The organism is Superficieibacter sp. HKU1 (assembly GCF_029319185.1).
Classification (GTDB): Bacteria; Pseudomonadota; Gammaproteobacteria; order Enterobacterales; family Enterobacteriaceae; genus Superficieibacter.
The window spans coordinates 3807525-3833769 of the sequence record NZ_CP119754.1; the positions used below are offsets into that span (position 1 = coordinate 3807525).

Genomic DNA, 26245 nt, shown 5'->3' on the forward strand with positions numbered 1-26245 from the left:
AAAATGAACGACATTGCGCATAACCTGGCACAGGTCAGGGATAAAATCTCCGCCGCCGCATCGCGTTGCGGCCGTGCTTCAGAAGAAGTTACGCTGCTTGCAGTCAGCAAAACCAAGCCTGCGAGCGCCGTCGCAGAAGCCATCGCTGTCGGACAGCGCGCCTTTGGCGAAAATTATGTGCAGGAAGGCGTGGAAAAAATCCTCCACTTTCACGAAGCGGGCGTGGAAGGGTTGCAGTGGCATTTTATCGGGCCGTTGCAGTCCAATAAAAGCCGTCTGGTGGCTGAGCATTTCGACTGGTGCCACACGGTCGATCGTCTGCGTATCGCCAGCCGCCTGAGCGAGCAGCGTCCGGCGCATCTGCCGCCGCTTAACGTGCTGATTCAGGTGAACATCAGCGATGAAGCGAGTAAGTCAGGCATTTCCGTTGAAGAAATTGATGCGCTGGCCGATGCAATAGTGGAGCTGAAAGGCGTGACGCTGCGCGGATTAATGGCAATCCCTGCGCCAGAGTCAGATTATGTAAGGCAGTTTGCGGTAGCAGGCCAAATGGCTGTAGCATTTACGCGGCTAAAAACACGCTATCCCACGGTAGATACCCTGTCGTTGGGCATGTCAGATGATATGGATGCTGCCATTGCAGCAGGTAGCACCATGGTACGCATCGGCACCGCCATTTTCGGTGCACGCGACTACACAAAAAATAAGGAAAACTGAGGAACGCCATGAAGACGTTGACTTTCCTGCTCTCAACAATCATTGAACTGTATACGATGGTGCTATTGCTACGCGTCTGGATGCAGTGGGCACGCTGCGATTTTTATAATCCGTTTTCGCAGTTTATCGTCAGGATCACTCAACCGGTCGTCGGACCGTTACGCCGCTTTATCCCGTCGATGGGTCCCATCGACAGCGCCTCGCTGCTGCTGGCGTTTATTTTATGCATTATCAAAGCTATCGTGCTGTTTATGGTGGTCACCTTCCAGCCGATTATCTGGATTGCCGCCGTTCTTATTCTGCTGAAAACCATTGGCCTGATGATTTTTTGGGTGCTGCTGCTGATGGCAATCATGAGCTGGGTAAGCCAGGGTCGTAGCCCGGTGGAGTTTGTCCTGATGCAGCTGGCCGATCCGCTGCTGCGCCCGATTCGCAGACTGCTGCCTTCGATGGGCGGTATCGATTTCTCGCCAATGATTCTGGTGCTGCTGCTGTACATGATTAATATGGGCATCGCTGAATTATTGCAAAGCACGGGTAACATGCTGTTGCCGGGGCTGTGGATGGCACTATGAGTGCCGTTATCACCTGCTCAGACGGCCTGGTTTTGCGGCTCTATATTCAGCCGAAAGCCAGCCGCGACAGCATTGTAGGTCTGCATGGCGACGAGGTAAAAGTCGCCATCACCGCCCCGCCGGTGGACGGCCAGGCCAACGCGCATCTGGTTAAATTTCTTGCCAAACAGTTTCGCGTGGCAAAAAGCCAGGTGGTGATTGAAAAGGGCGAACTGGGCCGTCATAAACAGGTTAAAATTATTCATCCGCAACAGATCCCGACGGAAGTCGCGGCGCTAACAGAGTAAATGCCCTATGCAAAAAGTTGTCCTCGCGACCGGTAATGCCGGTAAAGTGCGTGAACTCGCCTCGCTGCTGAGCGATTTTGGCCTTGATATCGTCGCGCAAACCGATCTTGGCGTGGAGTCCGCGGAAGAGACGGGCCTGACGTTTATTGAAAATGCGATCCTGAAAGCACGCCACGCCGCGCAGATCACTGGCCTGCCCGCCATCGCCGACGATTCCGGGCTGGCGGTTGATGCGCTGGGCGGCGCGCCGGGCATCTATTCCGCGCGCTATTCCGGCGTGGAGGCCAGCGACCAGCAGAATCTGGAAAAGCTGCTGGAAGAACTGAACGATGTCCCGGACGACCAGCGCCAGGCGCAGTTTCACTGCGTGCTGGTGTATCTGCGTCATGCCGACGATCCGACGCCGCTGGTTTGCCACGGCAGCTGGTCCGGCATGATTAGCCGCCAGCCTGCGGGCGCAGGCGGATTTGGCTACGATCCAATTTTCTTCGTGCCTTCTGAAGGCAAAACGGCAGCCGAGCTGACCCGCGAAGAAAAGAGCGCTATCTCCCATCGTGGGCAGGCGCTGAAACTGTTACTGGAAGCCCTGCGTGATCGCTAATTTACCGCCCCTGAGTCTGTATATTCATATTCCGTGGTGCGTGCAGAAATGCCCGTACTGCGATTTTAATTCGCACGCCCTGAAAGGCGACGTGCCGCACGACGATTACGTTCAGCATCTGCTGAGCGATCTGGATGGCGACGTCGCTTACGCGCAGGGACGTGAGATTACGACCATCTTTATCGGCGGCGGCACGCCGAGCCTGCTGTCTGGTCCGGCGATGCAGGCGCTGCTGGACGGCGTGCGCGCCCGTCTGCCGCTGGCGTCCAGTGCGGAAATCACCATGGAAGCCAATCCAGGCACGGTGGAAGCGGACCGTTTTGTGGAGTATCAGCGTGCGGGTATTAACCGTATCTCCATCGGCGTGCAGAGTTTTAGCGAGCCAAAGTTACAGCGCTTAGGACGTATTCACGGCCCGGACGAGGCCAAACGCGCCGCCCGGCTGGCGGCGGGTCTTGGGCTGCGCAGCTTTAACCTTGATCTGATGCACGGCCTGCCGGATCAGTCGCTGGAGGAGGCGCTGGATGATTTGCGTCAGGCCATCGCGCTGAACCCGCCGCACCTGTCGTGGTATCAATTGACCATCGAGCCAAACACCCTGTTTGGCTCTCGCCCGCCAGTGCTGCCCGATGACGACGCGCTGTGGGATATTTTCGAGCAGGGTCATCGGCTGCTCAGTGCGGCGGGCTATCAGCAGTATGAAACGTCGGCCTATGCGAAGCCGGGCTATCAGTGCCAGCATAACCTCAACTACTGGCGCTTTGGCGATTACCTCGGGATTGGCTGCGGCGCGCACGGGAAAATCACCTTCCCGGACGGGCGCATTCTACGCACCACCAAAACGCGCCATCCGCGCGGCTATATGCAGGGGCGCTATCTGGAAAGCCAGCGCGATGTGGAGCAGGCGGATAAACCGTTTGAGTTCTTTATGAACCGCTTCCGCCTGCTGGAGCCTGCGCCGCGCGAAGAGTTTGCGCGCTACACCGGACTGACGGAAGCCGCTGTTCGCGTACAGATTGATGAGGCGCTGGCGCAGGGTTATCTGACTGAAAGCGAGTCGCACTGGCAGATCACCGAACACGGCAAACTGTTCCTCAACTCGCTGCTGGAACTGTTCCTCGCAGAGTAATCTTCTTTACTGCGCCGGGCGGAATCATTTAATGACCCCGCGTCGGCGCAGATCGGTAATATCCTGCTCCCAGCGCTCATAGCTTCTCTCCAGCTCGCTGCTGCTGGTATCAAGTTTCATCAGCTGCGTGCGCAGTTCGCCCTGTTTCGCATACAGCGGCCTCACCTTCTCATCCTTAGCCGCCATCTCTTCTTTGATTTTTTCGCTTCTCAGCTTGTGCTGACGGGAATAATCGCGCTTCTGCTCTTCCAGTGCGACATCACGCGCTTTACGCAACGGCTCAGCGTCGCAGTCCGGTTTCTGCTGACAGGCAGCGAGCGCGGGTTCATAGATGGTTTTGTAGTAATGGTTTTCGAAGGTGAGCGGATCGTTTTTCCGGTCGGCCTGATACATCTCCTCCAGCATGGCCTGTTGCACATCACCACGGCTCAGCGGCTTACCGTTGGCGTCCGTTCCCCACGAGCGCTTTATCTGGTCATCTAACGTAGCAATCTCTTTTTCCAGCGCTTTTTGTTGGCTTTCCATCTTCTGTAGCGACTTTTTTTGTTCGCTATAGCTGGCTTCGATCGTTGCCAGGCGCGCATAAAAATTGCTGTCGTTAACCACCAGATACTTTGTTTTATCATTTACATCATCCAGCGGAACACCGGCATTTTTCGCCGCCGTCTGCATGGAGAAGAACTCCGTCGTCCAGCCGGAATCTTTTGTGCCCGTCGCGGTCACCATCGCCGAGAATTTAACCGGCTTACCCTTTGTCCAGGTCTTTTCCACCAGCCGATAGTCTGCCGCCATACCGACGGTGGCGTATAAATCCTGCGTCGAAGAGACGTCGCCCTCCGCCGACCAGGTGCTCTGGTTTCCGATACTGTTCAGCGGGTGCAGCGAGACGCTGTCCAGATGGATCATGCCCTGATATTGTTCGCTGAACTGCTTTTTCAGCGTGTCATCGGAAGGAGGTGTGGTTTCTGCCAGCGCGTAGCCTGCGGAAAGGAAAAGTAACGTCAGCCCAATGGCCAGGCGGTATGTCATGACAAAGTCCTTTTATCGTTTGGATAGCAGGCAATATTCTAACGCTAATAAATAAAAGAACATTATTTTTTATATTTTTGCGATCCTGCCCTGCAAAAAAACACGCTTATCATTCACGGGACAAATTATTTATAAAGATCTATCCATCACACATTAAATTCATGCCATGAATGTAAACAGCTTAACAATAAATATACAAGGTGAGAAAGATCACATAAACATTAATCGTTACAATCCTTCGCAAGGATAGCTATTGCTTCCCCTTTTAAATAGGCAAATAATTCTCTTCATCGAACAATTGTTCTATATATGGAACAGGAGGCAAAATGAATAACGGTAAATTTAACGATATCTCTCCGCCTGAATTCAACGGTTAATCAGCGAAAAGTCCGTTATGCACAGGTAATCTGCCTTGATTATTCCTGGAATCACATATTGTTAAAGTGTTATCTCCAGTATGCAAGATAAAACCTGTGCGGTTATAACGCTATTTCTGATAGTGGAAACTGTGTCGATATAATATTACTGGCAATAATAACTATTTCGCTAACAAACGATTTTGTTAGCGGCGGTTTGTGCGCGCAGTCATACTTAACGATTTAACGGCGGATGAGCCAGGCACGTCTTTCGAAACGCAAAATATATTCTGAGGTAAGAAATGGAACAAAAACCTGTACTGGGTATTTTTTTAGGTGAGGCCGCTGGTATTGGCCCTGAGCTGGTAGCGAAAGTGATCGCCGACGGGACCGCCTTTAAATATTGCCGCCCTATTTTGATTGGCGATGCGCGGGTACTGGCGCTTGGTCAGAAGATTGCTGGCGTCAGTTTCACATGGGAAACCATCACCGACCCGGCCGGGGCAACCTGGGAAAACGGCACCGTTCCGCTGATCGATCTAAAAAACTACAATCCTGAAAACCTGGTGATGGGAACCATTGATACGGTCTCCGGCCACGCTACCGGCGAGTCGCTGGTGAGCTGTATGGCGCTGTTAAAGAGCAGAAAAATTGATGGTTTTGTTTTTGCCCCGCTGAACAAAGAAGCGTTTAAGAAAGGCGGCTGGCACGTTGAAGATGAGCATTACCTGTTTGCAGAGCAGCTTGATTGTCTGAATCGTCCGCGTGGCCTGCTGAACGTGCTGGACGATCTGTGGGTTTTTCGCGTTACCGGACACGTTCCGTTCCGCGACGTTGTTAACTATATTACGCCGGAAAATGTGGGCCGTTCCATTCAGCTTTGTTACGACACCTTAAAAATGGCAGGATACGATCGTCCACGTATTGCCGTGGCGGCGCTGAATCCACATGCCGGCGATGGCGGCACCTGTGGCCGGGAAGAAATTGACGTATTGATGCCAGTGATTGAGAAATATCAGGCTAAAGGCATGGATATTTATGGCCCGGTACCCGGTGACACGATATTCATACACGCGTTTAATCATGAATATGATGCTGTGGTCACGCTTTTCCACGATCAGGGACAAATAGCCACGAAATTACATGCATTTGACGTTGGCGTCACGGTCGCAGGTGGTCTTCCCTATGCTATTACCACACCGGAACACGGCACCGCATTTGATATTGCCGGTAAAGGCGTGGCAAAAACGCTGGCAACAGAGAGAGCGATTTCCGTGGCAGCTCAAATGGCAATGACCACTCACAAATAGAAATAGCAAAGGTATCCTGGTCATTTATTTATAAATGACCATTTTAAATTTTAAAGTAGGCGGGCAGCGGTTTATATAGCCATGCATCCGCAGGGCACTCTCTTAATTAATTTATGGGTTGGTATGGTTTTTAAGGAGAAATTTTGTGGACACAACCTCATTTGTGGTAATAAGCGGCGTCATTTCAATTGGCCTGCTTATTATTCTTATTACTAAATTAAAACTGCATCCCTTTTTCGCTTTGCTTATTTCCTCTGTATTTCTGGGGATGGTTAATGGCATGGGCGTGGCGAAGTCGGTGAAGACCTTTACCCACGGTTTTGGCGGACAACTCGGCGTTACCGGGGTGGTCATCGGCCTGGGAGCGATGCTGGGCGGCCTGCTGGTTCAGTCTGGCGGCGGCGACAAAATTGCCGATATTATTATCGGTAACAGAAAACGCGTGTGGATGCCGCTGAGCGTAGGGCTGGTTTCACTTATCATCGGTCTGCCGAATCTCTTTGAGGTTACATTCGTCCTCATGGTGCCGCTGGTATTTTCCATCGTAAAGCGTCTGAACGTGTCCGTGCTGGCAGTCGCTATCCCTATGTGTGCCGGTTTAATGACGGCGCACGCCCTGTTGCCTCCTGGACCGGCAACCATCATCGCGGCAACAGCGTATAACGCCAACATCGGCGAAACGACGCTGTACGGGGTCATTATCAGCGTCCCTGTGCTTCTGGTCGGCGCTTATCTTTTCCCGCGTCTGATGCGCAATCATATGGATGTCGGCACGCCGCTTGATTTAACCGGCCCGGCTCACGGTTCCGGTAAAGCAGCGAACGTGACTCGCCAGCCTTCGCTGGGCGTGGCGCTGACCACCGTGCTTATTGCGCCGTTCCTGATGATTATCGGCACAATTGGCATCAATTTCGTGCCGAAAACCGGGCTGATTCAGGAAATCTTTCAGGCCATCGGCAACCCGATTGTTACTCTTGGGCTGGCTTTGATTTACGCGATGATTTTCATGGGGCGCGCCACCGGCTTAGCGGCAGAAGAGATCCTCGCTATCTGCAAAAAGAGCATTGTGCCGATTGTCGGCCTGCTGCTGATTATTGGCGCTGGTGGCGGACTGAAGGATATGCTGAACACCATTGGTCTGAGCGATATTATCAGCCATCTGGCAACCGAGTGGTCGATTCCGCCGCTGCTGTTTGCCTGGCTTATCGCGGTGGTTTTCCGTATCGCCCTGGGTTCTGGTACCGTGGCGGTTTCCGCTTCGTGTGGTATTGTCGCCTCACTCCTGGCCGCGCATCCTGATACCAACGTGGCGCTGTTGGTGCTGTCCACGACCACTGGCGCAATGATTTTCTCGCACGTCAGCGATGGTGCCTTCTGGCTGTTTAAGGAGTATTTCGGTCTGACCGTGCCGCAAACCCTGCGCACCTGGAGTTTACTGGTAACGGTACAATCCGTGGTAGGTCTGCTCTGCGTGCTCGCACTGGGGGCGTTTATCGGGGCGTAATTCTGCATCATAAAGTAAAAATCCCCGACACTCTCTCGGGGATTTTTTTACAGCGAGTAGAGACGCTTTACTTCAATCCACTCACCAGCGCCTTCCGGCTGTCTTCCAGCGTAATCACCCGCTGACAGACGTCTTTACCAAACTGCTGGAAATCTTTTTCCTGATTTTTCCATTCATTCTGCACCGCCGTTTGCAGGCCGCCCAGGTTGCCCAGCACGCTTTGCAGCGGATTGCCGCCTTTGGTCACCGCCTGCGCGCCCATCTCGTTAATGCTGTCCTGCAAGATACCGCCCATCGCCTGATTCACCAGCTGTTGCCCGTTGGCGCGTACCTGGTCAATCGCCTGATAATGAAAGGTCAGGCCGTCGGTGCGGTGTTCAATAATTTTGTTCAGTTGCTCTTTAAGCTGCGCGTCCAGTTGGGTCAGGCGGCTGCGCATTTTGCTGTCGGCCCCGACCTGTTGGGTAATGATTTTATCCAGCGCGGTTCGGCCTTTTTCAACGCGACTGCGTGAGCCGTCGTCAATCCATGGCAGAGCGTTGCGTAAATCGGTCTGATAATCTTTGGCCTGCTCACGCTGGCTGGCGCTCAGGTTGTACTGTTTGCCATTGAACATGACGCTGCCATCCGGTGAGATAACTAAATTGCCATTCTCGCCTTTGACCTGCACCGTTTGCGGGTTAAGGATCACGTCATCGCGCGGCGTGACGCTGCACTTGTAGTCTGCTTGTGCGGCAAAAGCCGTCACCGTCAATGCCGCTGCCAGCAGCGCTTTACGCATCATATATACTCCCTCAGAGACAAAACGGGCCAGCATGCGCCAGCCCCGTATTTCTTAGTCCCACCAGACGTCGAAAAGTTCGCTGGTGCGCACCTCTTCAAGCTTGTGTTCTTCCAGCCATTTACGCACGGCGGCCTGGTCGTCTTCGGTACATTTACCGATTTCCTGACGGCAAATCAGCCCTTCCCAGGCAAGATAGCCGCTGCCATCAAACGCCAGTTTATTCGGCTCAATCACCTCATTGATAAGGTCATCGACCGTTTGATCGATCTGCTCTGTAGACGTGCCTTCCGGGAAACGGAACGCGACGGAAAAACCTAATTCCTGAAACTCGTCAATGTGCATTTTTTTGCGCAGACGACGACTACGATGCTTTGCCATTATTTCACCCTCTCGAACATTAAGTCCCATACGCCGTGACCAAGACGATGGCCACGCTGTTCAAATTTGGTTACCGGACGTGAATCCGGACGCGGTACATAGTCGTTGCTGGCGGACTGGTTTTTATACCCGTCCAGCGCGGACATCACTTCCAGCATGTGCTCCGCATAGGCTTCCCAGTCGGTCGCCATATGGAATACGCCGCCCAGCTTCAGCTTACTTTTAACCAGTTCTGCGAACTCAGTCTGTACGATACGCCGTTTATTATGACGGGCTTTATGCCACGGGTCAGGGAAAAAGAGCTGCACCATGGTTAAAGAATTGTCAGGGATCATTTTGTGCAGCACTTCGACTGCGTCGTGACACATCACGCGCAGGTTCTCCACACCCTCTTCATGCGCGGAGGAGAGACAGGCACCGACGCCCGGCGAGTGGACTTCAATACCGAGAAAGTTTTGCTCCGGCTTTGCTTTCGCCATTGTGACCAGCGAAGCCCCCATACCAAAACCGATCTCCAGGGTGACGGGCGCGTCGCGGCCAAACAGTTCGGCAAAGTCCAGCGGCGCGTCCGAGAATTCAACGCCCATCACCGGCCAGTAGTGGTCCAGCGCATGCTGCTGCCCTTTGGTCAGGCGTCCCTGGCGGCGGACGAAGCTACGAATACGGCGCAGCGGGCGACCGTTTTCATCAAATTCCGGTGAAATGACGTCGTTATTCATAAAAGTAATCTGCTTGTGAGAGTCGTCGGGAAAACGGGCATTATCCAAAGTTAGTTGCCGGATGCAAGCATAGCAAAGATCCGATTTACAGCGTCGTGCGGCTGTGCTGGAATCTGTGCCCCTGATAGCGCAAATTCGGAAGCCCGCTTTGACCCTACAAGCCTCGCAATTTTCAGCCCGGGTGCTGGACTGGTACGACAAATACGGGCGTAAAACCCTGCCCTGGCAAATTGAAAAGACGCCTTACAAAGTCTGGCTCTCTGAAGTGATGCTACAACAGACCCAGGTGACCACGGTCATCCCCTATTTTGAGCGTTTTATGGCCCGCTTCCCGACGGTGACGGATCTGGCCGAGGCGCCGCTTGATGAAGTGCTGCACCTGTGGACCGGGCTGGGTTATTACGCCCGCGCCCGTAACCTGCATAAAGCAGCTCAGCAGGTCGCCACGCTACACGGCGGCGTATTTCCGCAGACGTTTGAAGCGGTCTGTGCCCTGCCCGGCGTCGGGCGTTCTACCGCCGGGGCAATTTTATCCCTCTCGCTGGGTCAGCATTATCCGATTCTGGACGGTAACGTAAAACGCGTGCTGGCACGCTGCTATGCTGTTGCCGGCTGGCCGGGTAAAAAAGAGGTCGAGAGTCGCCTGTGGTCAATCAGTGAAGACGTTACGCCTGCACAAGGCGTCGCGCGATTCAATCAGGCGATGATGGATTTGGGGGCGATAGTCTGTACCCGTTCAAAACCCAAATGCGAGCTGTGTCCGTTAAATATCGGCTGCGAAGCATACGCGTCGAACAGCTGGGCGCAGTATCCGGGCAAGAAGCCAAAGCAGACGCTGCCGGAACGCACCGGCTATCTGCTGTTAATGCAGCACGGCGATGACGTTTACCTGGCGCAGCGACCGCCCAGCGGCTTGTGGGGAGGATTATTTTGTTTTCCTCAGTTTACGACGGAAGAGGAAATGCGGGATTGGCTGGCGCAACGGCAAATTAACGCCGATAATTTGCGCCAAATGACGGCGTTTCGCCATACGTTCAGCCATTTCCATCTGGATATTGTGCCAATGTGGCTTACCGTGTCCTCCTTCCACTCATGCATGGATGAAGGCAACGCGCTCTGGTATAACTTAGCGCAACCGCCGTCAGTTGGGCTGGCGGCACCCGTGGAGCGCCTGTTACAACAGCTACGCGCCGGAGCACTCGCATAAGCTCGGGCCGATAAAGAGGATGATTTATGAGCAGAACGATTTTTTGTACCTTCCTGCAACGTGACGCTGAAGGACAGGATTTCCAGCTGTACCCAGGCGAGGTTGGCAAACGCATCTATAACGAAATCTCGAAAGAAGCCTGGGCGCAGTGGCAGCAAAAGCAGACCATGTTGATCAACGAGAAAAAGCTCAACATGATGAATGTAGAGCACCGTAAGCTTCTGGAGCAGGAGATGATCAACTTCCTGTTCGAAGGCAAGGACGTACACATCGAAGGCTACACGCCGGAAGACAAAAAATAAGGGCTTCGTGCCCTTTACCACAACACAACACACGCTCCCGGAATGATGAAAAAATATTTAGCGCTAGCCCTTCTTGCGCCGTTACTCATCTCCTGTTCAGATTCAACGAAGAAGGGTGAGACGTTTAACGAAGCCTGGGTCAAGGACACCAACAGTTTTGATATCCTGATGGGCCAGTTCGCTCATAACATTGAGAATATCTGGGGATATAAAGAGGTACTGGTCGCTGGTCCAAAGGACTATGTTAAGTATACCGACCAGTATCAGACGCGTAGCCACATCAACTTTGATGAGGGTACGATCACCATCGAGACCATTTCCGGTACCGAACCGGCCGCGCGTCTGCGCCAGGCGATTATCCAGACGCTGTTGATCGGTGAAGATCCGGGTTCTATCGACCTCTATTCTGATGCCGATGATATTCAGATCTCCAAAGAACCGTTCCTGTACGGTCAGGTTGTCGATAATAACGGCGCGCCGATCCGCTGGGAGTGGCGCGCGGCGCGCTTTGCCGATTACCTGCTGCAAAACAGGATGAAAAGCCGCAATAACGGCCTGCACATTGTTTACAGCGTCACCATTAATCTGGTGCCAAACCACCTTGATAAGCGTGCGCATAAGTATATCGGTATGGTGCGCCAGGCGTCGCGCAAGTATAACGTCGATGAATCGTTGATTCTTGCCATTATGCAAACTGAGTCGTCCTTCAACCCTTACGCAGTCAGCCGTTCTGACGCGCTCGGTTTGATGCAGGTTGTGCAGCATAGCGCCGGGAAAGATGTCTTCCGTATGCAGGGTAAGGGCGGCACGCCGGATCGTAGTTATTTGTTTGATCCGGCCAGTAACATTGATACCGGCACCGCCTATCTGGCGATGCTCAACACGGTTTATCTGGCCGGTATCAGCAACCCGACTTCGCGTCGCTATGCGGTTATCACCGCCTACAACGGCGGTGCGGGAAGCGTGCTGCGGATGTTCTCAGCGGATAAAGCTCAGGCGGCGGCGATCATCAACACTATGTCGCCGGGCGATCTTTATCAGGCCATTACCACCCGCCATCCATCAGCGGAATCGCGTCGCTATCTGTATAAGGTCAATAGTGCGCAGAAGGTCTATCGCAGGAAATAACATTGGCCGGGTGATCCTCTGTTTCGGGGATTGCCCGGCAATGCTTACCCTCGCGGCATTTTTTGTTCGAAATTAACCGCTGCCCCAATAAGATTGGCTTCACTGCCATACTGGCACAAACAGATTTCCGGCATAAATTCCTGTAGCCCTTTTTCGCATACCAGGGCGCGCAACCGCTGCGCAATACCTGCAAATACGGCCTGATTGGCTGAGATGCCGCCACCGAGAATAATGCAGTCAGGATCGTAGCAGACCTGTAAATTAAGCAATCCTGTCGCCATCCAGTGATAAAACTGGTCGACTTCCTGTTCAGCAACGGCGTCGCCCTGATGCGCAAGCTGGAAGACTTCCGCGCCGCTTAATGCGCTGGCGGTGCGTTGGTTATAGCGTTTTGCCATTGCTACGGCGGTGCCCAGCTCACTGAAGGTTTTTCCGTCATCCAGCGTCATCAGCCCAAACTCGCCAGCATATTTGTGGCTACCGCGTTGCAGGACGTTGTTTTTAACGATAGCGCCACCGATACCGGTACCCGCAATCACAAATAATACATGTGGTTTCCCCTGGCCCGCACCGAGTGCCGCTTCAGCGATACCGGCGGCATTAGCATCGTTTTCAATACAAACCGGGAGATTAAACAATGCGGTCAGTTCATCAACAATCGCAAAATGATGGATATAGGGGATAGCACTTAGCCCGCCAATAATGCCGGCCTCCGGGTCGACGTTACCCGGCGCGCTCACCGACACACCTTCAACAGCATACGTTTGCTGGTATTGCTGAAAAATATTCAGCAGCGCGCTTTTCATTGCCGGCCAGCTTGCTGGCGTCTTCGTTGAGGCCGTTTGTACTAAAGCCCCTTGCTGCCAGACACCGTGCTTTATAGACGTTCCGCCCCAGTCAAATAATACAATTGCCATTTATCCCCCAGCCATATAATTCCGCAAAAATCATTCACTCACAAAATATATAAAACACATTCAGAACGCTTTTATTATTTACACCACCCACCATCGCATCTCAATAGAAAAAAACGCTGCGCAATCAAATCAGGATAACGATCACAAAAGACATATCTTTTATTAATATTGATATTTACATATAAAAACGGCGGGGTATTTTTAGTTCACAGCGCAATCCGATAATAGCAGATGAATTGTTAATATTAAGGGAATAGCAGATGAACATTTCACTTTTTTGTAACTCTGGCATGTCCACCAGCATGATGGCGAAAAAACTCCAGGCAGCCTATGAGGCCGCAGGTGTCCACCATCAGGTTGAGGCTTATGACTATTCCAGCCTGCCTGATGTGGCTGAAGAGACGCAGGTGATCATTCTGGGCCCGCAAATCGCCTGGGCGCTGGATGATGTAGAAAGAGACTATCCGGACAAGATTGTAATTACGCTGGGTATTCAGGAGTTTGGCAGCATGAACGGTGAACGTCTGAAAAACAGAATTGATGAATTAATGGAAAAGTAATTTCTTCTACCTCCCAGGGATGAGGCTACATTAATGTCCATACTCTCTTTATCCGCAGTCCAGATCGCATTAACAAAATGCATCAGTAAAATTGCCGGCAACCGCCTGCTGCTGGCGCTACGCGATACCTTTATTATGACCGGCGTTCCGCTGATGATCGCCGGTATCGCTATTATGATCAGCTCCGTTTTTCTCGATCCCAACGGCATTATTTTTGGCCATGCCGGATTAAAACTCGGGGCGCTTTTTTACGGCAGTGACACGACGTGGCTGGCGTCCGGTATGGCAGCCAGAATGGTCATGCTCCAGCATTACTGTAATTATTTTATTAACGGCACTATGGCAATTAACGCCATCCTGATTATTGTCGGCTTTACCTTTTTTGGCACCCGGCGTTTCTTTCCTAAAAATAAAGAGCCGATTGTTTGCGTGTTTTACGCCATTGCCGCGTTCTTTATCTGCCTGCCGTGGGAATTTACCACTAACGACGTAAATCAGCAGGTCGTCACGTTGAGCGGCATCGTCAACACCCGCTTTATTGGTCAGGAAGGTATTTTTACCGGTCTGCTGGTCTCCGGATTAACCATCTGGATATTCAACCGGCTGGTGGAGAAAAATTACACGATCAAAATGCCTGACAGCGTTCCTCCGGCAGTAGCACGTAGTTTTGAATCTCTGATCCCCGGCTGCTTTACGCTACTTGTTTTTGTTGTTATCGCCGCCGTGCTGCATGCCTGCTTTGACTCGTCGGTGCCCGAAATTTTACTGACGCTGCTGCAAAAACCGACGCTGGCGGTAGCCTCAACACCGTTCTTCGCGATTGTGGCGGTCACCACCGGGCCGCTGCTGCAATGGTTTGGTATTCATGCCACTTCCGTCTGGGGGCCGATATTCGGGCTGACATGGACCATCAACGACAATGAAAATATTATGGGCGTGGCGCACCATCTCTATTCCACGCTGTTTTTTAACTTCTCAACGGTGTCATCCGGTGGAATGACGATTGCGCCGATTATTGCGGTGTACCTTTTCTCCCGGCGGATGGAGAACCGTAATACGGCAAAAATTGCCCTGGCTCCTGCCATTTTCAATATCAGCGAACCGATAAACTTTGGCCTGCCAATTATTTTAAACCCGGTGATGTTTATTCCCTACGTGCTGAGTTGGGTACTGCCGTTCTTTGGCGCGGTTTTGCTGACCAATATGGGGCTGCTTCCCATTATTACTAACAATGTTCCGTGGACCGTGCCACCGGTGATCTCCGGAATACTCTTTTCCGGGCAAGTTTCAGGGGGTCTTTATCAGCTTTTAGTGATTGTGGTGATGACCGCCATTTATATGCCCTTCGTTAAAATTGCTAATACAATCAACGAAAAAGCCGCTGAATAACGGAGAACACGATGATGGAAGAACATATTATCAACCGGGCGATCAATGGCTGGGATTACCAGAATAGCGATCGTCTTTTTTATCACGATGGCTATCATTACGATTATGTCACCGATGCGACCGCAATCGTTGAAAATGAGCATAGCGTCGACATTATGTTAACGCTGACCAGCGGTAAAGCGGCCTGCTTAACGCTGGCCGCGCTGGCTGACGACACGCTGGCATTTGAGTTCAGCCCGCGACCGGTCAGCCATGAAATGGCCGCATTTTATTTGCCGGTAACGCAGTGGCCGCGGCAGGCGCTGGCCGTCCGCCAGGATAATGAGAAGGCGCAGCTTCACTTTGCTGAACTCAGCGTGACGCTCACCCTCTCCCCTTTCTCGTTGCAGGTACGGCGCGGAGACACGGTTTTTTCGCTGTCGGGCAAGAAAGTCTCCCGCCAGCCCGTTACCCCGGGGCTCGGTATTCGTATTAATACGCAGGGACAGGTGGAAACATTCTTATCCTGGGAGATGAAAAACGGTCAGCATTTCTACGGCCTGGGGGAAAAATTTGGTCGCGTTGAAAAATCACAGTCTCGCGTTACCAGCTATGTGATGGATGCCTGCGCCACTAACTCAACGGATCTGAGCTATAAAGCGCACCCGATTTTACTGAGCGATGCCGGATACGGCATCCTGCTGGCGACCGCCCGGCGCACCCACTGGGAAATCGGCCACTTCTGTTTTGAATCCGCCAGCGCGCTGAGCGAAAGCGCCCTGCTGCGCGGCTATTTGTTTTTCGGCGATTCATTAAAAGCGCTGGTGCAGAGACAGGCTGAAATGCAGGGTAAACCCGATCTTCCCGCCCCGTGGACGCTCGGCGTCTGGTACAGCCGCTGCGCTTATCAGAGCGCGGAAGAAGTGCTGGGCATTAAAAAGCAGCTTGAGGAACATCAGCTCCCCTTTGATGTCCTGCATCTGGACGTCAACTGGGGCAAGCATTACTGGTATAACGATTTTTGGGTAGATTGCTGCGACTTCGAGTGGGGCCATACGCATTTTCCGCAGCCAGAAGCCTTTTTTGCCGCCCTTGAAAAAGAGCATGTCGCCTGCTCGGTGTGGATCAACCCTTACCTGCCGCCCGGCACCGATATCTATCGCGAGGCGCTGGAAAAAGGCTATCTGGTCAAAACATTAAACGGCGACATCGCCCACGTCTACCGGCGCAACGTCAGTGAAATTGGTATTCCCGATCTGACGCATCCCGAGGCGTATAACTGGTGGAAAGCGCATCTGATCACGCTGTTGCGGCGCGGCCTGAAAGCGCTGAAGCCCGATTACGCCGACCGTATCCCTGAAGATGCGCTGTTTTATAACGGCTATAGCGGTAAGGATATGCATAACGCTTATATCTGGCTGTATGCAAAAGTGTGCTATGAAGCCACTCAGGACGTTCACGGCACCGCGCTGGTCTGGAAACGCCCCGGCTTTCTTGGCTGTGGACGCTTTGCCGGTACCTGGTCAGGCGATGTAGAATCCACTTTTGAAGGACTGAAGCATACCCTGCGCGGCGGTCTGAGCATTGGCTTTAGCGGAGAGTGTTACTGGAGCAGCGACATCGCCGGTTTTAAAGGGCAGAACGTCGATCCAGAACTGTACATCCGCTGGTCGCAGGTGGGGATGCTGTGTTCCCTGGCCCGCTATCACGGCGTCAGCCCGCGCGAGCCGTGGCATTTTGGCCAGCAGGCGGTCGATATCGTCAGACGTTACAGCCGGCTACGCTATCGCTGGCTGCCGTATTTGCTGGCACTCGGCTGTGAAGCACAGGACAAGGGCCTGCCACTCATGCGTCATCTGGCGCTGGAATTTGAACGCGATCCTTTCGTCCACGCGATTGACGATCAGTTTATGCTCGGCGAAAATATTATGGTTGTTCCGGTGCTGGAGCCAGGACAGCGCCAGCGAAGCGTTTATTTACCCGCAGGCCGCTGGTACTCGCTGCATGAAAAACGCTGGTTTGACGGTCAACGCGTGCTCAGCGTTGATATTACCCTTGATGATATTCCACTTTATATCCGCGAAGGGGCAATCATTCCTGCTTTCGCAGAAAATACCCCGCAGATGAAAACCTTTAACACGATCCCTGTGGTGCTGAAGGGATATGGCAATGTTTCTCAGGGAAGCGGCATACTGGTGGATGAAAACCGCAGCCGCTATTGCTGGACATTGACTAATAATACGTTGCGCTGCGATTATCCCGGCACGGTGACATTTGAAAATGTTCGGTAATACTGGCGGTTGATTTTTATAATGCGGCGATCGATGCGCAGGCGTTGCGGCAAATGGGCAGCCGACTGATTAAAAAAGCGGTCACTGGTGTAACGCACTGCGCGCTAATAATGGCTTCGGTTACTCACCATGTCCGCCGGGAGAGATGCCCTCCCGGCCTGCGTGCGATCCGCTGGATTACTGCCGTTTTGATGGTATAGTGCGGTGATTTACGGATGAAGAATACCCGATGCGCGACAATTCACTGAAATATAAAATAATCTTTAATGATTTAAGAAATAAAATCATCACTGGTTATTATGGAATTAATCAGCAATTGCCGCTTGAAAAAGAGCTGGGGGACTTATACTGCGCCAGCCGCATCACCGTAAAAAAAGCCATGGATTTGCTGGTTAACGATGGCTTAATCATAAAACGCCGGGGCGTGGGTTCGTTTGTTAAAGGTGCCGCCTCGCTGGCCGCCAGCGCGCCTGCGGCCACAAAACCGTTTGGCTTCACCGCCGCGCATCAGGACGACGCCGTATCGTCAAAGCTCATCGAATTTTGCGTGGCGCATCCACGGTCTGAAACCATAAAAAATCTTTATATTAAAGAAACGGATTTTGTTTATCACTTCAGTCGCGTTCGCTATATCAATAAACAGCCGTGGTGTATTGAATATACTGAAATTCCCATTAAGATCATTCCCGGCATTCGTATTGATAATCTGATGGACTCCATTTATCAGCATATTGAAGTCGAAACCCATTTCCGTATTCAGAGCCAGCATCAGGTTATTCGCGCCTGTCGGGCAAATCCACTCGAAGTGGAAAACCTGGAGATTGATATCGTCGATCCCATAATGGAAATTGAGCAGGTGGCTTATCTTGATAATGGCCTGCCATTTGAATACAGCATCATCCATTACCGTCATGACCGATATGAACTACAAAACGTGAATATTAACAGTTAAAAGAGCAGGCCCGAACCAGACCTGCTCTATCAGAATGCTATTTCAACACGTAGCCATACAGCCGTTTAATGCCGTCAGCGTCGGTTTCGCTGTAAACCCCCTGCAATTCCGGCGAGAAGCCCGGCAGCAAATTGACGCCCTCTTCCAGCGCCAGAAAATAGCGTTGTACCGCCCCACCCCAGACTTCACCCGGCACCACGCAGAGCACGCCCGGCGGGTAAGGTAGCGCGCCTTCCGCCGCAATGCGCCCTTCGGCCTCGCTCAGGCGTACCAGCTCAACGTTACCGCGAATAAACTCGCTGTTAGCCTCCTGCGCGCCCATTGCCACAGTTGGCAGGCTCTCTTTGCGGAACATCGCTTTTTGCAGATCTTTAACGTTAAAACTGACGTACAGATCGTGCATCTCCTGGCACAGCTCGCGTAGCGTATAGTCGCGGTAGCGCACCGGATACTTGTTGTAGATCGTTGGCAGAACGTCAGCCAGCGGCGTGTTGTCTTCAATGTGATGCTCAAACTGCGCCAGCATCGCTACCAGCTGCGCCATTTTCTCCGCGCTTTCGGCAGGCGTCAGCAGGAACAGGATCGAGTTAAGATCGCATTTTTCCGGCACGATCCCGTTCTCACGCAGATAGTGCGCCAGAATGGTCGCCGGTACGCCAAACCCGGTATATTCGCCATTTTCGGCATTAATACCTGGCGTGGTGAGCAACAGTTTGCAGGGATCGACAAAATACTGCTCACGGGCATAGCCCGCAAAACCGTGCCACGCGGCTCCCGGCTCAAAGCTGAAGAAGCGACGCTCACTGGCAATCATCGCCGTGGGATGATCCTGCCACGGCTGTCCGTTCACTTCCGGCGGAATAAAGGGCTTGATCATTTTACACCGGGCAATAATCGCTTTCCTGGCGTCAATGCCAAGCTCCACGCACTCCGCCCACAGACGGCGGCCGCTCTCCCCTTCGTGGATTTTGGCATTCACATCCAGCGCCGCGAACAGCGGGTAAAACGGGCTGGTCGAGGCGTGCAGCATGAACGCATTGTTCAGGCGCTTATGCGGGCAAAAACGCGCCTGGCCGCGCAGATGGTTATCTTTTTTGTGGATCTGCGAGGTCTGGGAAAAACCGGCCTGCTGTTTGTGCACCGACTGGGTTACAAAAATGCCCGGATCGTTTTCATTCAGCTCCAGCAGCAGCGGCGAGGTTTCAGCCATCATCGGGATAAACTGCTCGTAGCCGACCCACGCCGAGTCAAAGAGAATGTAATCACACAGATGGCCGATTTTATCGACCACCTGCCGCGCGTTGTAGATGGTACCGTCGTAGGTGCCAAGCTGGATCACCGCCAGGCGGAACGGGCGCGGCTGATCAGCTTTTTCCGGCGCGACTTCACGGATCAGCTCACGCAGGTAGCCATCATTGAAACAGTGCTCGTCAATGCCGCCGATAAAACCGAACGGATTACGTGCGGCTTCCAGATACACCGGCGTCGCCCCGGCCTGGATCAGCGCCCCGTGATGATTCGACTTATGGTTATTGCGATCGAAAAGCACCAGATCGCCGCGGGTCAACAGCGCGTTGGTCACCACTTTATTGGCGGCGGAGGTGCCGTTGAGCACAAAGTAGGTTTTATCCGCATGGAACACTTTGGCGGCAAATTTCTGCGCGTGCTTAGCCGATCCTTCGTGGATCAACAGATCGCCCAGTTTAACGTCCGCATTGCACATATCGGCACGAAACACGTTCTCGCCAAAAAAGTCAAAGAACTGCCGCCCGGCGGGATGTTTTTTGAAAAATGCCCCGTGCTGATGACCCGGACAGGCAAAGGTGCTGTTATTCATCGCGACGTACTGGCTGAGCGTATCAAAGAACGGCGGCAGCAGATTTTCTTCATAGCGTAATGCCGCCGCCTCCACCTCCAGCCATTCCTGCGCGCTGCCGGTAATCGCCGCCACGACGCCGTCGGGAAGCTGGCCTTCCTCAGAGAATAAAAATACCGGCAGTTGAAAACCTGTGCGCTTCAACAGCGTCAGAATGCCGCTGCGGCTGTCTGCCGGAGTAATGACGACTGCCGCCACATCGGTGAAATCGGTACTGTCCAGCGTCACGACATCACGTGAGGTGGAAAGCGTGGAGACCAGCGCGGCGCTGGCGGCAATTTTCATTGTATTCATAGGCGTAAATAACCCTTGCGGGAGAATAAAAACCCCGGATAAGGCTCTGGCCTTATCCAACGAAACGTCAGGGTCTGACTGGTAACCAGCTCCGACCGCCAGACATCAGTAAAAACAGATCGCGTCTGATTTTACTGTTGTCCTACAGCGAGCATGCGTTGACCTCACCGCATGGTGAGCAGGCGAACGGATGGAATGGCACGGGGAAGCGCTCGCGTCGGCGCGCGATGACTCAGGCGAGGTAGCGACAGTAGTGTCATCTCAGGCAGCCCCGTAAGCAGATGGAGAAAATTCGCGCAATCATGGCACCTTTCCCCGGCAGGTGCAACACTCCGTCGGGCTTAAAAATGCATCGTATTACAATAATTCTTTTAACCGTCTGGCTAACATATTACCCTCTGAGCTATCGATTTTATTATTCGCGCCAGTCGGAGACGACAATATATGCCTCCGCCAGACTATGCATACTCATCGCATAGTTAAGCGATACTCTTGTGAGGATACAGTGTGCTAATCGGACCATTTATTAATGCCAGCGCCGTACTGGTCGGCGGCGCGCTGGGCGCGCTTCTCAGCCATCGCCTGCCGGAACGCGTCCGCGTTTCCATGCCTCCAGCTTTCGGGCTGTGCTCGCTGGGTATTGGGATTTTACTGACGATAAAATGCGTTAACCTGCCAGTTATGGTGCTGGCGACGCTGGTCGGCACGCTAATTGGCGAGATCTGCTACGTGGAGAAAGGGATCAGCAGTGCGATTAACGGCCTGCGGAAAATAGCGCAGAAGAAAAAGCCCGAGCTACAGGCCAGCGGTGCCCATGAGACGTTTGTAAACAGCCTCGTGGCGCTCATCATTCTGTTTTGCGCCAGCGGTACCGGCATCTTCGGCGCGATGCATGAAGGAATGACGGGCGATGCCAGTATCCTGATCGCTAAATCCTTCCTCGATTTCTTTACCGCATTGATTTTTGCTACTTCGCTGGGCATCGCCGTATCGGCTATCTCCGTTCCCATGCTGGCCATCCAGCTTTTGCTTGCCAGCTGCGCCACGCTCATTTTGCCGCTCACTACGCCCGCGATGATGGGCGACTTTTCTGCCGTGGGCGGCGTGCTGCTGCTGGCTACCGGCCTGCGCATCTGCGGTATTAAGATGTTTGCTGTTGCTAATATGCTCCCGGCGCTGGTTATCGCTATGCCGCTCTCTGCGCTTTGGACAACATTATTCACCTGAAAGCGGCTGCATTCTCGCCAATGTGCTGGCATAATGTGCAGTTCGCAGCGAATTTGATAATTTTCATTGACGCCGCCAGGGGATTACGGTTTAATGCGCCCCGTTGCCCGGATAGCTCAGTCGGTAGAGCAGGGGATTGAAAATCCCCGTGTCGGTGGTTCGATTCCGCCTCCGGGCACCACTATTCGAAGCACGCTGGTCAGAGGTGAGAAAACTGACGGGCGTTTAACGGGAGTGGTACTTGTTGATGTTGATCCTCACATCAGCATACATCAAGAAGTTACCCTCTCGATTAGGGAGCCTGCTGACACAGGCTCCCTTTTCTCGATCACTGTGAATAATTACAATGACGTGACTGAATGTCAACCATTGTAAAACATCTCTTCAGCCTTATCGGTGTAAAGTGCCATTTCCTTTTCCAGCGCCTGGCTCACAATATCCATACTGATATCAACATATTCCATTGTTGTACTCACGTTGCGGTGCCCCAGCAATCCCTTAACCAGCTGCAGGTTTCGTTCAGGCGAGCTCATCAGTGTCGTGGCAAGGGTGTGCCTGAACCGGTGGGGAGAAACATCAAATCCGCACTCTTTTGACAGTCTACGAAAAAAAGAGCGTAACGGTTGCAGCGATGGTTTTTCCGAAAGAGACGCCCTTTCTGCAGGCGAAGAGACAAACCGCTCATAGTGAAAAAGCGCATCATTATTGCCGGCACCGCAGTCCCTTGCACGCTGAAGCAATGCTTCCAGTCTCGGTCGTAAATGACTGACAACGGGAACCCGCCATTCCCGGTACGTTTTACTGCCTTCCGCTCTTAATTCAATCCACCCATCGTCAAGAGACACATCTTTTAGACGTATATGGAGCAGTTGATTTTGCCGCATACCAGTGTAACGCAAGGTGTCCAGGACAGTCAGCCAGTACCATACTGGCCTCAGAGCGCATTTAGATTCGGTTCTGGGCTCAGAAGCAAATTGCTGCATAGTTAGCCAGATTTTTGTCATCTGGTTTTTTGTTAGCGTTTTTTTACGCTTCTTGTCCTGTTTGACCGATACGCCATTGAAGGGATTTTTACTTAAGTTCGTCAGTTGAGAAGTGATGGCAAAATTATACAGGGCACGCATATGGCTGACCTTATTGTTCCAGGTATGTGCAGAAAGGCACTGCTTCTTGAGCACATGCCTTCGCCACTCAAGCACATCGCGACTGGTTATGCCGTAAGGCGGACAGGCTTCCCCGATATGCTTCCTGAAACCACGAACAACCTTCTTATAACTCCACTCGGTATCTTCGCGCAGCGATTTACAGAAAAAGTACTCATCCATAAGTTCCTGCCAGAGCCAGTCAGCACTATTTTCGTTCATTTTTTCCATTCCTCTCTTAGTAACAGTAACGCACCAGATGTCAGACCGACGTTGTGGTCAGGGGAACAAAATGAACTGACTGTCCTGAGGGATGGTCTTTCTGTATACCCGCCTGCTTTTCACCAGGTAGCCTTTTACCCGTTTGAACCTCCCGGACTTGTCGGGTGTATCGTAAAGCTGAGCAAAATAAAATCTCCTGTTATCACGACGCTTATGCAGGTTAAGTCGCTCAAAAGAAGCCTGAATGCTTTCCCGTTGAATAGTCGAACCAGTGGCCTTAAGGTAGTCGAAAAAGATACCGGGGACGGGTAAAAAGACATAGCCGGCAATAACATGGATTTTGTCTGCTTTACCATTAAAACTAATATCTCCCCGATTGAGTCCCTCCCGGAGCCAGTCAAAAAACTGTTCTCCTTCCGCTACGTCAGTACCGGAGACTGCTACGGGTACGGAATCTGATCTTTCATCACATTTGTTAACAATTGCAACCTGAGAATAGTCCGAGTTTCCTTTTGCAGACGGTTCCTTTTCATTTGCGGGGTCTTCTATCTTTTCAAGGGGTTCTGACGATTGCTGTTCCTCTGCAATCACAACGGACACGCCTGCCTGTACCTCACCTTCATTTTCTGAAGCTTTAGCATCTCCTGACATGTCGAAAAGAGAAAGGAGAGCATCAGCATCATCTTCAGAGGGCAGAGAGTCAGAGCCAGTACTTTTTTCGATTTCGCTTAAAACACTTTCTGCTTCGTTTTCTTCACGGCTTTTAACTGGTGAATCACTAAGCTGAGTGGGGTTATCAATACCTGTGGCAAGTGTAAAGATCTCAGGGGAAGATGGATCAGTTGCCCCGCTCAGAGCTGTTTGTTCAGATAACATATCTGTAGGTAAAACCGTAGCGCCCCCCTCATTTGAAAGGGCTGTATTTACTGGAATTTCACCTGCATAAGAACCTAAAATTTCCGCAGGTTTCCTCTCCATCAGAGGAGACTCTGTTTTCTCAGCTGCTTGTTTCATCAGGCTTCGGATCAACGGCATTGCCGGATGCTGGTTCCATAAGGCCCCGGCAAGATTGCCCAGAGCTTCGGGATTTTCTGCCAGCCAGCCTGTCGCTTCCGCTGGCATAAGTTGTCCGGCTGCCAGCGCTGCAAAAGCTGAGGAGTTGTCAGCTTCCCGGAAGCGAAATCGATAAGGCGAGTCCGGAACGGTTATTCCCGGAAGCCAGCTTTTACCATCAAGCAGCTCCCCCTCCAGAGACGCCAGGAGCGGCAAATGCCAGAACAGTGCAGACCAGAAAATGACCGTATTCCACATCACGTTTTGCTCTGCCTGCTCTTCTGGCGCAGCTCCGGGTGGAAACATGTATCCTTTGGCCAGTCTGACCGCACAGGTTGTGAACTGCAGCGTAAGGTCCCCGAAGCCGTCTGACTGCGACCACCTTCCCTGCTGTGTTGCCGGCACATTCTGTACCCTGGCCAGTAAGCCATGCAGTGGCGTTATATAAAACCGGTGATAAACATCCGCCGGAAGTGAGCTGTTTTCCCATATTTGTTGCAGGCAGGTTTTTCTCAACGGGCTACAGCACAGCGTATCGACCGTACGCGGAGCGTGGTAGCCGGCAGGTGTGAAAGCGGATACATGACGTGCTGGTTCCGGTTCACCTTTTGAAAACAGAAACCTCAGAGTCCTGATTCTGTCGCGCATGATTTTCTCCTGGTATAGGGCTGCCCAGTGTTGTGACACTCCCCGCGCTTCACCATAAAAAACCAGTTACTCATTCTCAGAAGTTTTTCCCGTTTCTTCGTGGCTGTCGGCACTCTCTCCATTTCCGGACGGTACGGTTTCGTACGTCGTCTCGCGGTTTTTCCCGCCTTCATCGCTCAGCCAGCGCATCAACTCGTTAAGCACGAGCGTTCTTCTGGCCCGGGTGACAGCCACGTACAGCAGGTTGGTCTCATCCTGCCGCTCATCCTGCGAAAGAAGCGGGTCGGTAATGTCGGTAAAATCCTCACTCAGCATCACCACCGGCCATTCGAGCCCCTTGCTGCGGTGTGCGGTTGAAACCGTGACCTGAGCCTCTTTTTCATGAGTGACGACCTGACGGCGCATAATGGCCAGCTTTTGAGGGAGCGGGAAAAAGTCATCGAGCAGGCGAATAGCCTGGTTCATCTCCACGTCCTGCGTGGCTTTGGCTATCGAGCAGTACTCGTCAAAATCCCGGTAGTCCCGGCTGAAGCGCGGGGACTGCATCTTTTCAGGCATATCGGCGGAGAACCAGTACAGATCCTCAAGCTCTTCGGTCTTGTAGCCTTCAATCCCGCCGACCCAGAAGACCTTTTTCTCCATGAGACTTGCCGTTAAAGCACTCCCAATCACACCGGATACCGTCCGGCTCAGTACAGCAATGTGCTCAGTTCCCTCCGGAATTCGGGTCACCACACTGTCTTCCCCCCCGTTGCCTGTTACCTGTTTATCTTCACCGGCACGGTCCAGCAGGATGTTGGCCATACGCGCGACCTCAGGGCCAAAACGAAAACTCGCCGTCAGCCACAATTTGTCTGCCTGCGCCAGCTGAGGGGCATTGAGCGCGTTATCCGCCCCGCGAAAGCGGTAAATCTGCTGGTAGCGGTCGCCGACCAGGATGACCCGGCAGGGCTGATTCAGTACAAACGCACTGGTCACCGGGTTAGCGTCCTGCGCCTCATCGAAAAGGATGGTATCCCAGCGTGTTGATAAATCAGGATGTGAAAGCTGGAAAAGTTTAAGGTAGGTGTCGTGCGTGACGGGAAAGGTTGAATCAGTACGGCTCATTTCATACCAGAGGATTTGGATTGCCCCCAGAATTTTACCGGCATCGAGACCGTGGCGATCATCCTCAGACGGCAGATGTATCAGCCCCGGCTCAGTATCTGCACTGCAGAGGAACATGTTCAGCCCGCTTAGCGCCAGCCGCGCCAGCGGCCAGTGGCGGGTATTGAGCTTGCGGGCCACATCCGTAATGCGCAGACTGGCTGTCAGCCGGTCACGGAAATGCCTGCCGAAACGGGCCCATGCCAGCTGATGCGACGTTTTACACTCTACGTTATAGGGGAATTTGCGTTCAGCCTCATCCCGCACAGCGCGATTATAGGCAAGGTAAAGCATCTTACTTTCCGGGTTGGCTTCAGCGTAGTTCACTAACGTGGAGGTTTTGCCTGTGCCTGCAAACGCATTTACCACAAGATGATTACCCTTCCATTCGATGATGGCGTTTTGTTCGGCTGTTGTTTTCCAGGTCACTGTGTTCTCCCGCAGCAGCAGATGTGAAAAAAAACAGCCTGACAGCGGGAAGAGTTCACTACGATAAAAAACCAGATACCGTGCTTCAGAAATA

24 protein-coding genes and 1 tRNA gene are annotated in these 26245 nt (G+C 52.6%); 16 read left to right on the forward strand and 9 right to left on the reverse strand.

Annotation, left to right across the window (positions count from 1 at the left end; genetic code table 11):
* The first annotated feature begins 3 nt into the window (after positions 1-3).
* Genes P0H77_RS18040 through hemW form a run of 5 tightly spaced genes read left to right on the forward strand, consistent with a single transcriptional unit; the run spans position 4 to position 3309 of the window.
* Complete coding sequence (locus tag P0H77_RS18040) at positions 4-717, forward strand: YggS family pyridoxal phosphate-dependent enzyme (RefSeq protein ID WP_276158654.1); 714 nt, start codon at positions 4-6, stop codon at positions 715-717.
* Between the two features lie 8 nt (positions 718-725).
* Positions 726-1292 carry a YggT family protein gene (locus tag P0H77_RS18045; RefSeq protein WP_276158655.1) on the forward strand — a complete coding sequence of 189 codons (567 nt, stop codon included), beginning with the start codon at positions 726-728 and terminating at the stop codon, positions 1290-1292.
* The gene (gene yggU / locus P0H77_RS18050) at positions 1289-1579 is read left to right on the forward strand and encodes a DUF167 family protein YggU (RefSeq protein ID WP_176917306.1); all 291 of its coding nucleotides are present in this window, start codon (positions 1289-1291) and stop codon (positions 1577-1579) included. Before P0H77_RS18045 ends, yggU begins: the two co-directional genes overlap by 4 nt.
* Before the next feature lie 7 nt (positions 1580-1586).
* Positions 1587-2180: an XTP/dITP diphosphatase gene (locus tag P0H77_RS18055; protein ID WP_276158656.1), complete on the forward strand. Its 594-nt coding sequence runs from the start codon at positions 1587-1589 to the stop codon at positions 2178-2180.
* A complete protein-coding gene (hemW, locus tag P0H77_RS18060) occupies positions 2173-3309 on the forward strand; it encodes a radical SAM family heme chaperone HemW (RefSeq protein ID WP_276165174.1) in 1137 nt (378 codons plus the stop codon). The genes P0H77_RS18055 and hemW overlap by 8 nt, the downstream gene beginning before the upstream one ends.
* 24 nt (positions 3310-3333) lie before the next feature.
* Here the strand turns inward: hemW and P0H77_RS18065 are convergent, their stop codons facing one another.
* Complete coding sequence (locus P0H77_RS18065) at positions 3334-4338, reverse strand: DUF1202 family protein (protein WP_276158657.1); 1005 nt, start codon at positions 4336-4338, stop codon at positions 3334-3336.
* Positions 4339-4996: 658 nt separating this feature from the next.
* Between P0H77_RS18065 and P0H77_RS18070 the strand changes: the two genes are divergently transcribed.
* On the forward strand, positions 4997-6004 hold the full coding sequence (locus tag P0H77_RS18070) for a 4-hydroxythreonine-4-phosphate dehydrogenase PdxA (protein WP_276158658.1): 1008 nt from the start codon (positions 4997-4999) through the stop codon (positions 6002-6004).
* A gap of 145 nt (positions 6005-6149) precedes the next feature.
* Entirely contained in the window at positions 6150-7508 is a 1359-nt protein-coding gene (locus P0H77_RS18075) for a gluconate:H+ symporter (protein ID WP_276158659.1), read from the forward strand.
* A gap of 67 nt (positions 7509-7575) precedes the next feature.
* On the opposite strand, the gene P0H77_RS18080 is transcribed toward P0H77_RS18075, so the two are convergent.
* Genes P0H77_RS18080 through trmB form a run of 3 tightly spaced genes read right to left on the reverse strand, consistent with a single transcriptional unit; the run spans position 7576 to position 9389 of the window.
* On the reverse strand, positions 7576-8292 hold the full coding sequence (locus tag P0H77_RS18080; RefSeq protein ID WP_276158660.1) for a DUF2884 domain-containing protein: 717 nt from the start codon (positions 8290-8292) through the stop codon (positions 7576-7578).
* Between the two features lie 51 nt (positions 8293-8343).
* On the reverse strand, positions 8344-8670 hold the full coding sequence (locus P0H77_RS18085) for a YggL family protein (protein ID WP_276158661.1): 327 nt from the start codon (positions 8668-8670) through the stop codon (positions 8344-8346).
* Positions 8670-9389, reverse strand: coding sequence for a tRNA (guanosine(46)-N7)-methyltransferase TrmB (gene trmB, locus P0H77_RS18090; RefSeq protein WP_194208347.1), 720 nt, complete (start codon positions 9387-9389; stop codon positions 8670-8672). The genes P0H77_RS18085 and trmB overlap by 1 nt, the downstream gene beginning before the upstream one ends.
* 148 nt (positions 9390-9537) lie before the next feature.
* Between trmB and mutY the strand changes: the two genes are divergently transcribed.
* Genes mutY through mltC form a run of 3 tightly spaced genes read left to right on the forward strand, consistent with a single transcriptional unit; the run spans position 9538 to position 12026 of the window.
* Positions 9538-10596 carry an A/G-specific adenine glycosylase gene (mutY, locus tag P0H77_RS18095; RefSeq protein WP_276158662.1) on the forward strand — a complete coding sequence of 353 codons (1059 nt, stop codon included), beginning with the start codon at positions 9538-9540 and terminating at the stop codon, positions 10594-10596.
* Positions 10597-10622: 26 nt separating this feature from the next.
* The gene (locus P0H77_RS18100) at positions 10623-10898 is read left to right on the forward strand and encodes an oxidative damage protection protein (RefSeq protein WP_176917298.1); all 276 of its coding nucleotides are present in this window, start codon (positions 10623-10625) and stop codon (positions 10896-10898) included.
* 45 nt (positions 10899-10943) lie between these two features.
* Complete coding sequence (gene mltC / locus P0H77_RS18105) at positions 10944-12026, forward strand: membrane-bound lytic murein transglycosylase MltC (RefSeq protein ID WP_276165175.1); 1083 nt, start codon at positions 10944-10946, stop codon at positions 12024-12026.
* 44 nt (positions 12027-12070) lie between these two features.
* Here mltC and P0H77_RS18110 read toward each other — a convergent pair whose 3' ends face one another.
* The gene (locus P0H77_RS18110; protein WP_276158663.1) at positions 12071-12943 is read right to left on the reverse strand and encodes an ROK family protein; all 873 of its coding nucleotides are present in this window, start codon (positions 12941-12943) and stop codon (positions 12071-12073) included.
* A gap of 260 nt (positions 12944-13203) precedes the next feature.
* Here P0H77_RS18110 and P0H77_RS18115 point away from each other — a divergent pair, with 260 nt between their 5' ends.
* From P0H77_RS18115 to P0H77_RS18130, 4 genes are all read left to right on the forward strand, one after another.
* Entirely contained in the window at positions 13204-13503 is a 300-nt protein-coding gene (locus tag P0H77_RS18115; protein ID WP_276158664.1) for a hypothetical protein, read from the forward strand.
* Between the two features lie 33 nt (positions 13504-13536).
* Entirely contained in the window at positions 13537-14892 is a 1356-nt protein-coding gene (locus P0H77_RS18120; RefSeq protein WP_276158665.1) for a PTS transporter subunit EIIC, read from the forward strand.
* Positions 14893-14903: 11 nt separating this feature from the next.
* Entirely contained in the window at positions 14904-17162 is a 2259-nt protein-coding gene (locus P0H77_RS18125; protein WP_276158666.1) for an alpha-xylosidase, read from the forward strand.
* Positions 17163-17391: 229 nt separating this feature from the next.
* Complete coding sequence (locus P0H77_RS18130; protein ID WP_276158667.1) at positions 17392-18114, forward strand: GntR family transcriptional regulator; 723 nt, start codon at positions 17392-17394, stop codon at positions 18112-18114.
* 37 nt (positions 18115-18151) lie between these two features.
* Here P0H77_RS18130 and P0H77_RS18135 read toward each other — a convergent pair whose 3' ends face one another.
* The gene (locus P0H77_RS18135) at positions 18152-20284 is read right to left on the reverse strand and encodes an ornithine decarboxylase (protein ID WP_276158668.1); all 2133 of its coding nucleotides are present in this window, start codon (positions 20282-20284) and stop codon (positions 18152-18154) included.
* 507 nt (positions 20285-20791) lie between these two features.
* Between P0H77_RS18135 and P0H77_RS18140 the strand changes: the two genes are divergently transcribed.
* Together P0H77_RS18140 and P0H77_RS18145 are read left to right on the forward strand one after the other, a co-directional pair.
* A complete protein-coding gene (locus P0H77_RS18140; RefSeq protein ID WP_276158669.1) occupies positions 20792-21511 on the forward strand; it encodes a DUF554 domain-containing protein in 720 nt (239 codons plus the stop codon).
* 105 nt (positions 21512-21616) lie between these two features.
* Positions 21617-21692: transfer RNA gene (locus tag P0H77_RS18145), tRNA-Phe, on the forward strand.
* Between the two features lie 181 nt (positions 21693-21873).
* Here the strand turns inward: P0H77_RS18145 and P0H77_RS18150 are convergent.
* The 3 genes from P0H77_RS18150 to P0H77_RS18160 all read right to left on the reverse strand — a co-directional run bounded on the left by P0H77_RS18150 (position 21874) and on the right by P0H77_RS18160 (position 26151).
* Complete coding sequence (locus tag P0H77_RS18150) at positions 21874-22875, reverse strand: site-specific integrase (RefSeq protein WP_006781417.1); 1002 nt, start codon at positions 22873-22875, stop codon at positions 21874-21876.
* A gap of 57 nt (positions 22876-22932) precedes the next feature.
* Positions 22933-24576 carry a TraI domain-containing protein gene (locus P0H77_RS18155; RefSeq protein ID WP_006781415.1) on the reverse strand — a complete coding sequence of 548 codons (1644 nt, stop codon included), beginning with the start codon at positions 24574-24576 and terminating at the stop codon, positions 22933-22935.
* 66 nt (positions 24577-24642) lie between these two features.
* Positions 24643-26151, reverse strand: coding sequence for a UvrD-helicase domain-containing protein (locus P0H77_RS18160; protein WP_006781413.1), 1509 nt, complete (start codon positions 26149-26151; stop codon positions 24643-24645).
* Positions 26152-26245 lie beyond the last annotated feature (94 nt).

What these genes read in the sequence shown, in the direction of transcription:
- P0H77_RS18040 (WP_276158654.1), top strand. Translation starts at nt 4, where the DNA reads ATGAACGACATTGCGCATAACCTGGCACAGGTCAGGGATAAAATCTCC.
- P0H77_RS18045 (WP_276158655.1), top strand. Translation starts at nt 726, where the DNA reads ATGAAGACGTTGACTTTCCTGCTCTCAACAATCATTGAACTGTATACG.
- yggU (WP_176917306.1), top strand. Translation starts at nt 1,289, where the DNA reads ATGAGTGCCGTTATCACCTGCTCAGACGGCCTGGTTTTGCGGCTCTAT.
- P0H77_RS18055 (WP_276158656.1), top strand. Translation starts at nt 1,587, where the DNA reads ATGCAAAAAGTTGTCCTCGCGACCGGTAATGCCGGTAAAGTGCGTGAA.
- P0H77_RS18065 (WP_276158657.1), bottom strand. Translation starts at nt 4,338, where the DNA reads ATGACATACCGCCTGGCCATTGGGCTGACGTTACTTTTCCTTTCCGCA.
- P0H77_RS18070 (WP_276158658.1), top strand. Translation starts at nt 4,997, where the DNA reads ATGGAACAAAAACCTGTACTGGGTATTTTTTTAGGTGAGGCCGCTGGT.
- P0H77_RS18080 (WP_276158660.1), bottom strand. Translation starts at nt 8,292, where the DNA reads ATGATGCGTAAAGCGCTGCTGGCAGCGGCATTGACGGTGACGGCTTTT.
- P0H77_RS18085 (WP_276158661.1), bottom strand. Translation starts at nt 8,670, where the DNA reads ATGGCAAAGCATCGTAGTCGTCGTCTGCGCAAAAAAATGCACATTGAC.
- trmB (WP_194208347.1), bottom strand. Translation starts at nt 9,389, where the DNA reads ATGAATAACGACGTCATTTCACCGGAATTTGATGAAAACGGTCGCCCG.
- P0H77_RS18100 (WP_176917298.1), top strand. Translation starts at nt 10,623, where the DNA reads ATGAGCAGAACGATTTTTTGTACCTTCCTGCAACGTGACGCTGAAGGA.
- mltC (WP_276165175.1), top strand. Translation starts at nt 10,944, where the DNA reads ATGAAAAAATATTTAGCGCTAGCCCTTCTTGCGCCGTTACTCATCTCC.
- P0H77_RS18110 (WP_276158663.1), bottom strand. Translation starts at nt 12,943, where the DNA reads ATGGCAATTGTATTATTTGACTGGGGCGGAACGTCTATAAAGCACGGT.
- P0H77_RS18115 (WP_276158664.1), top strand. Translation starts at nt 13,204, where the DNA reads ATGAACATTTCACTTTTTTGTAACTCTGGCATGTCCACCAGCATGATG.
- P0H77_RS18120 (WP_276158665.1), top strand. Translation starts at nt 13,537, where the DNA reads ATGTCCATACTCTCTTTATCCGCAGTCCAGATCGCATTAACAAAATGC.
- P0H77_RS18125 (WP_276158666.1), top strand. Translation starts at nt 14,904, where the DNA reads ATGATGGAAGAACATATTATCAACCGGGCGATCAATGGCTGGGATTAC.
- P0H77_RS18130 (WP_276158667.1), top strand. Translation starts at nt 17,392, where the DNA reads ATGCGCGACAATTCACTGAAATATAAAATAATCTTTAATGATTTAAGA.
- P0H77_RS18135 (WP_276158668.1), bottom strand. Translation starts at nt 20,284, where the DNA reads ATGAATACAATGAAAATTGCCGCCAGCGCCGCGCTGGTCTCCACGCTT.
- P0H77_RS18150 (WP_006781417.1), bottom strand. Translation starts at nt 22,875, where the DNA reads ATGAACGAAAATAGTGCTGACTGGCTCTGGCAGGAACTTATGGATGAG.
- P0H77_RS18155 (WP_006781415.1), bottom strand. Translation starts at nt 24,576, where the DNA reads ATGCGCGACAGAATCAGGACTCTGAGGTTTCTGTTTTCAAAAGGTGAA.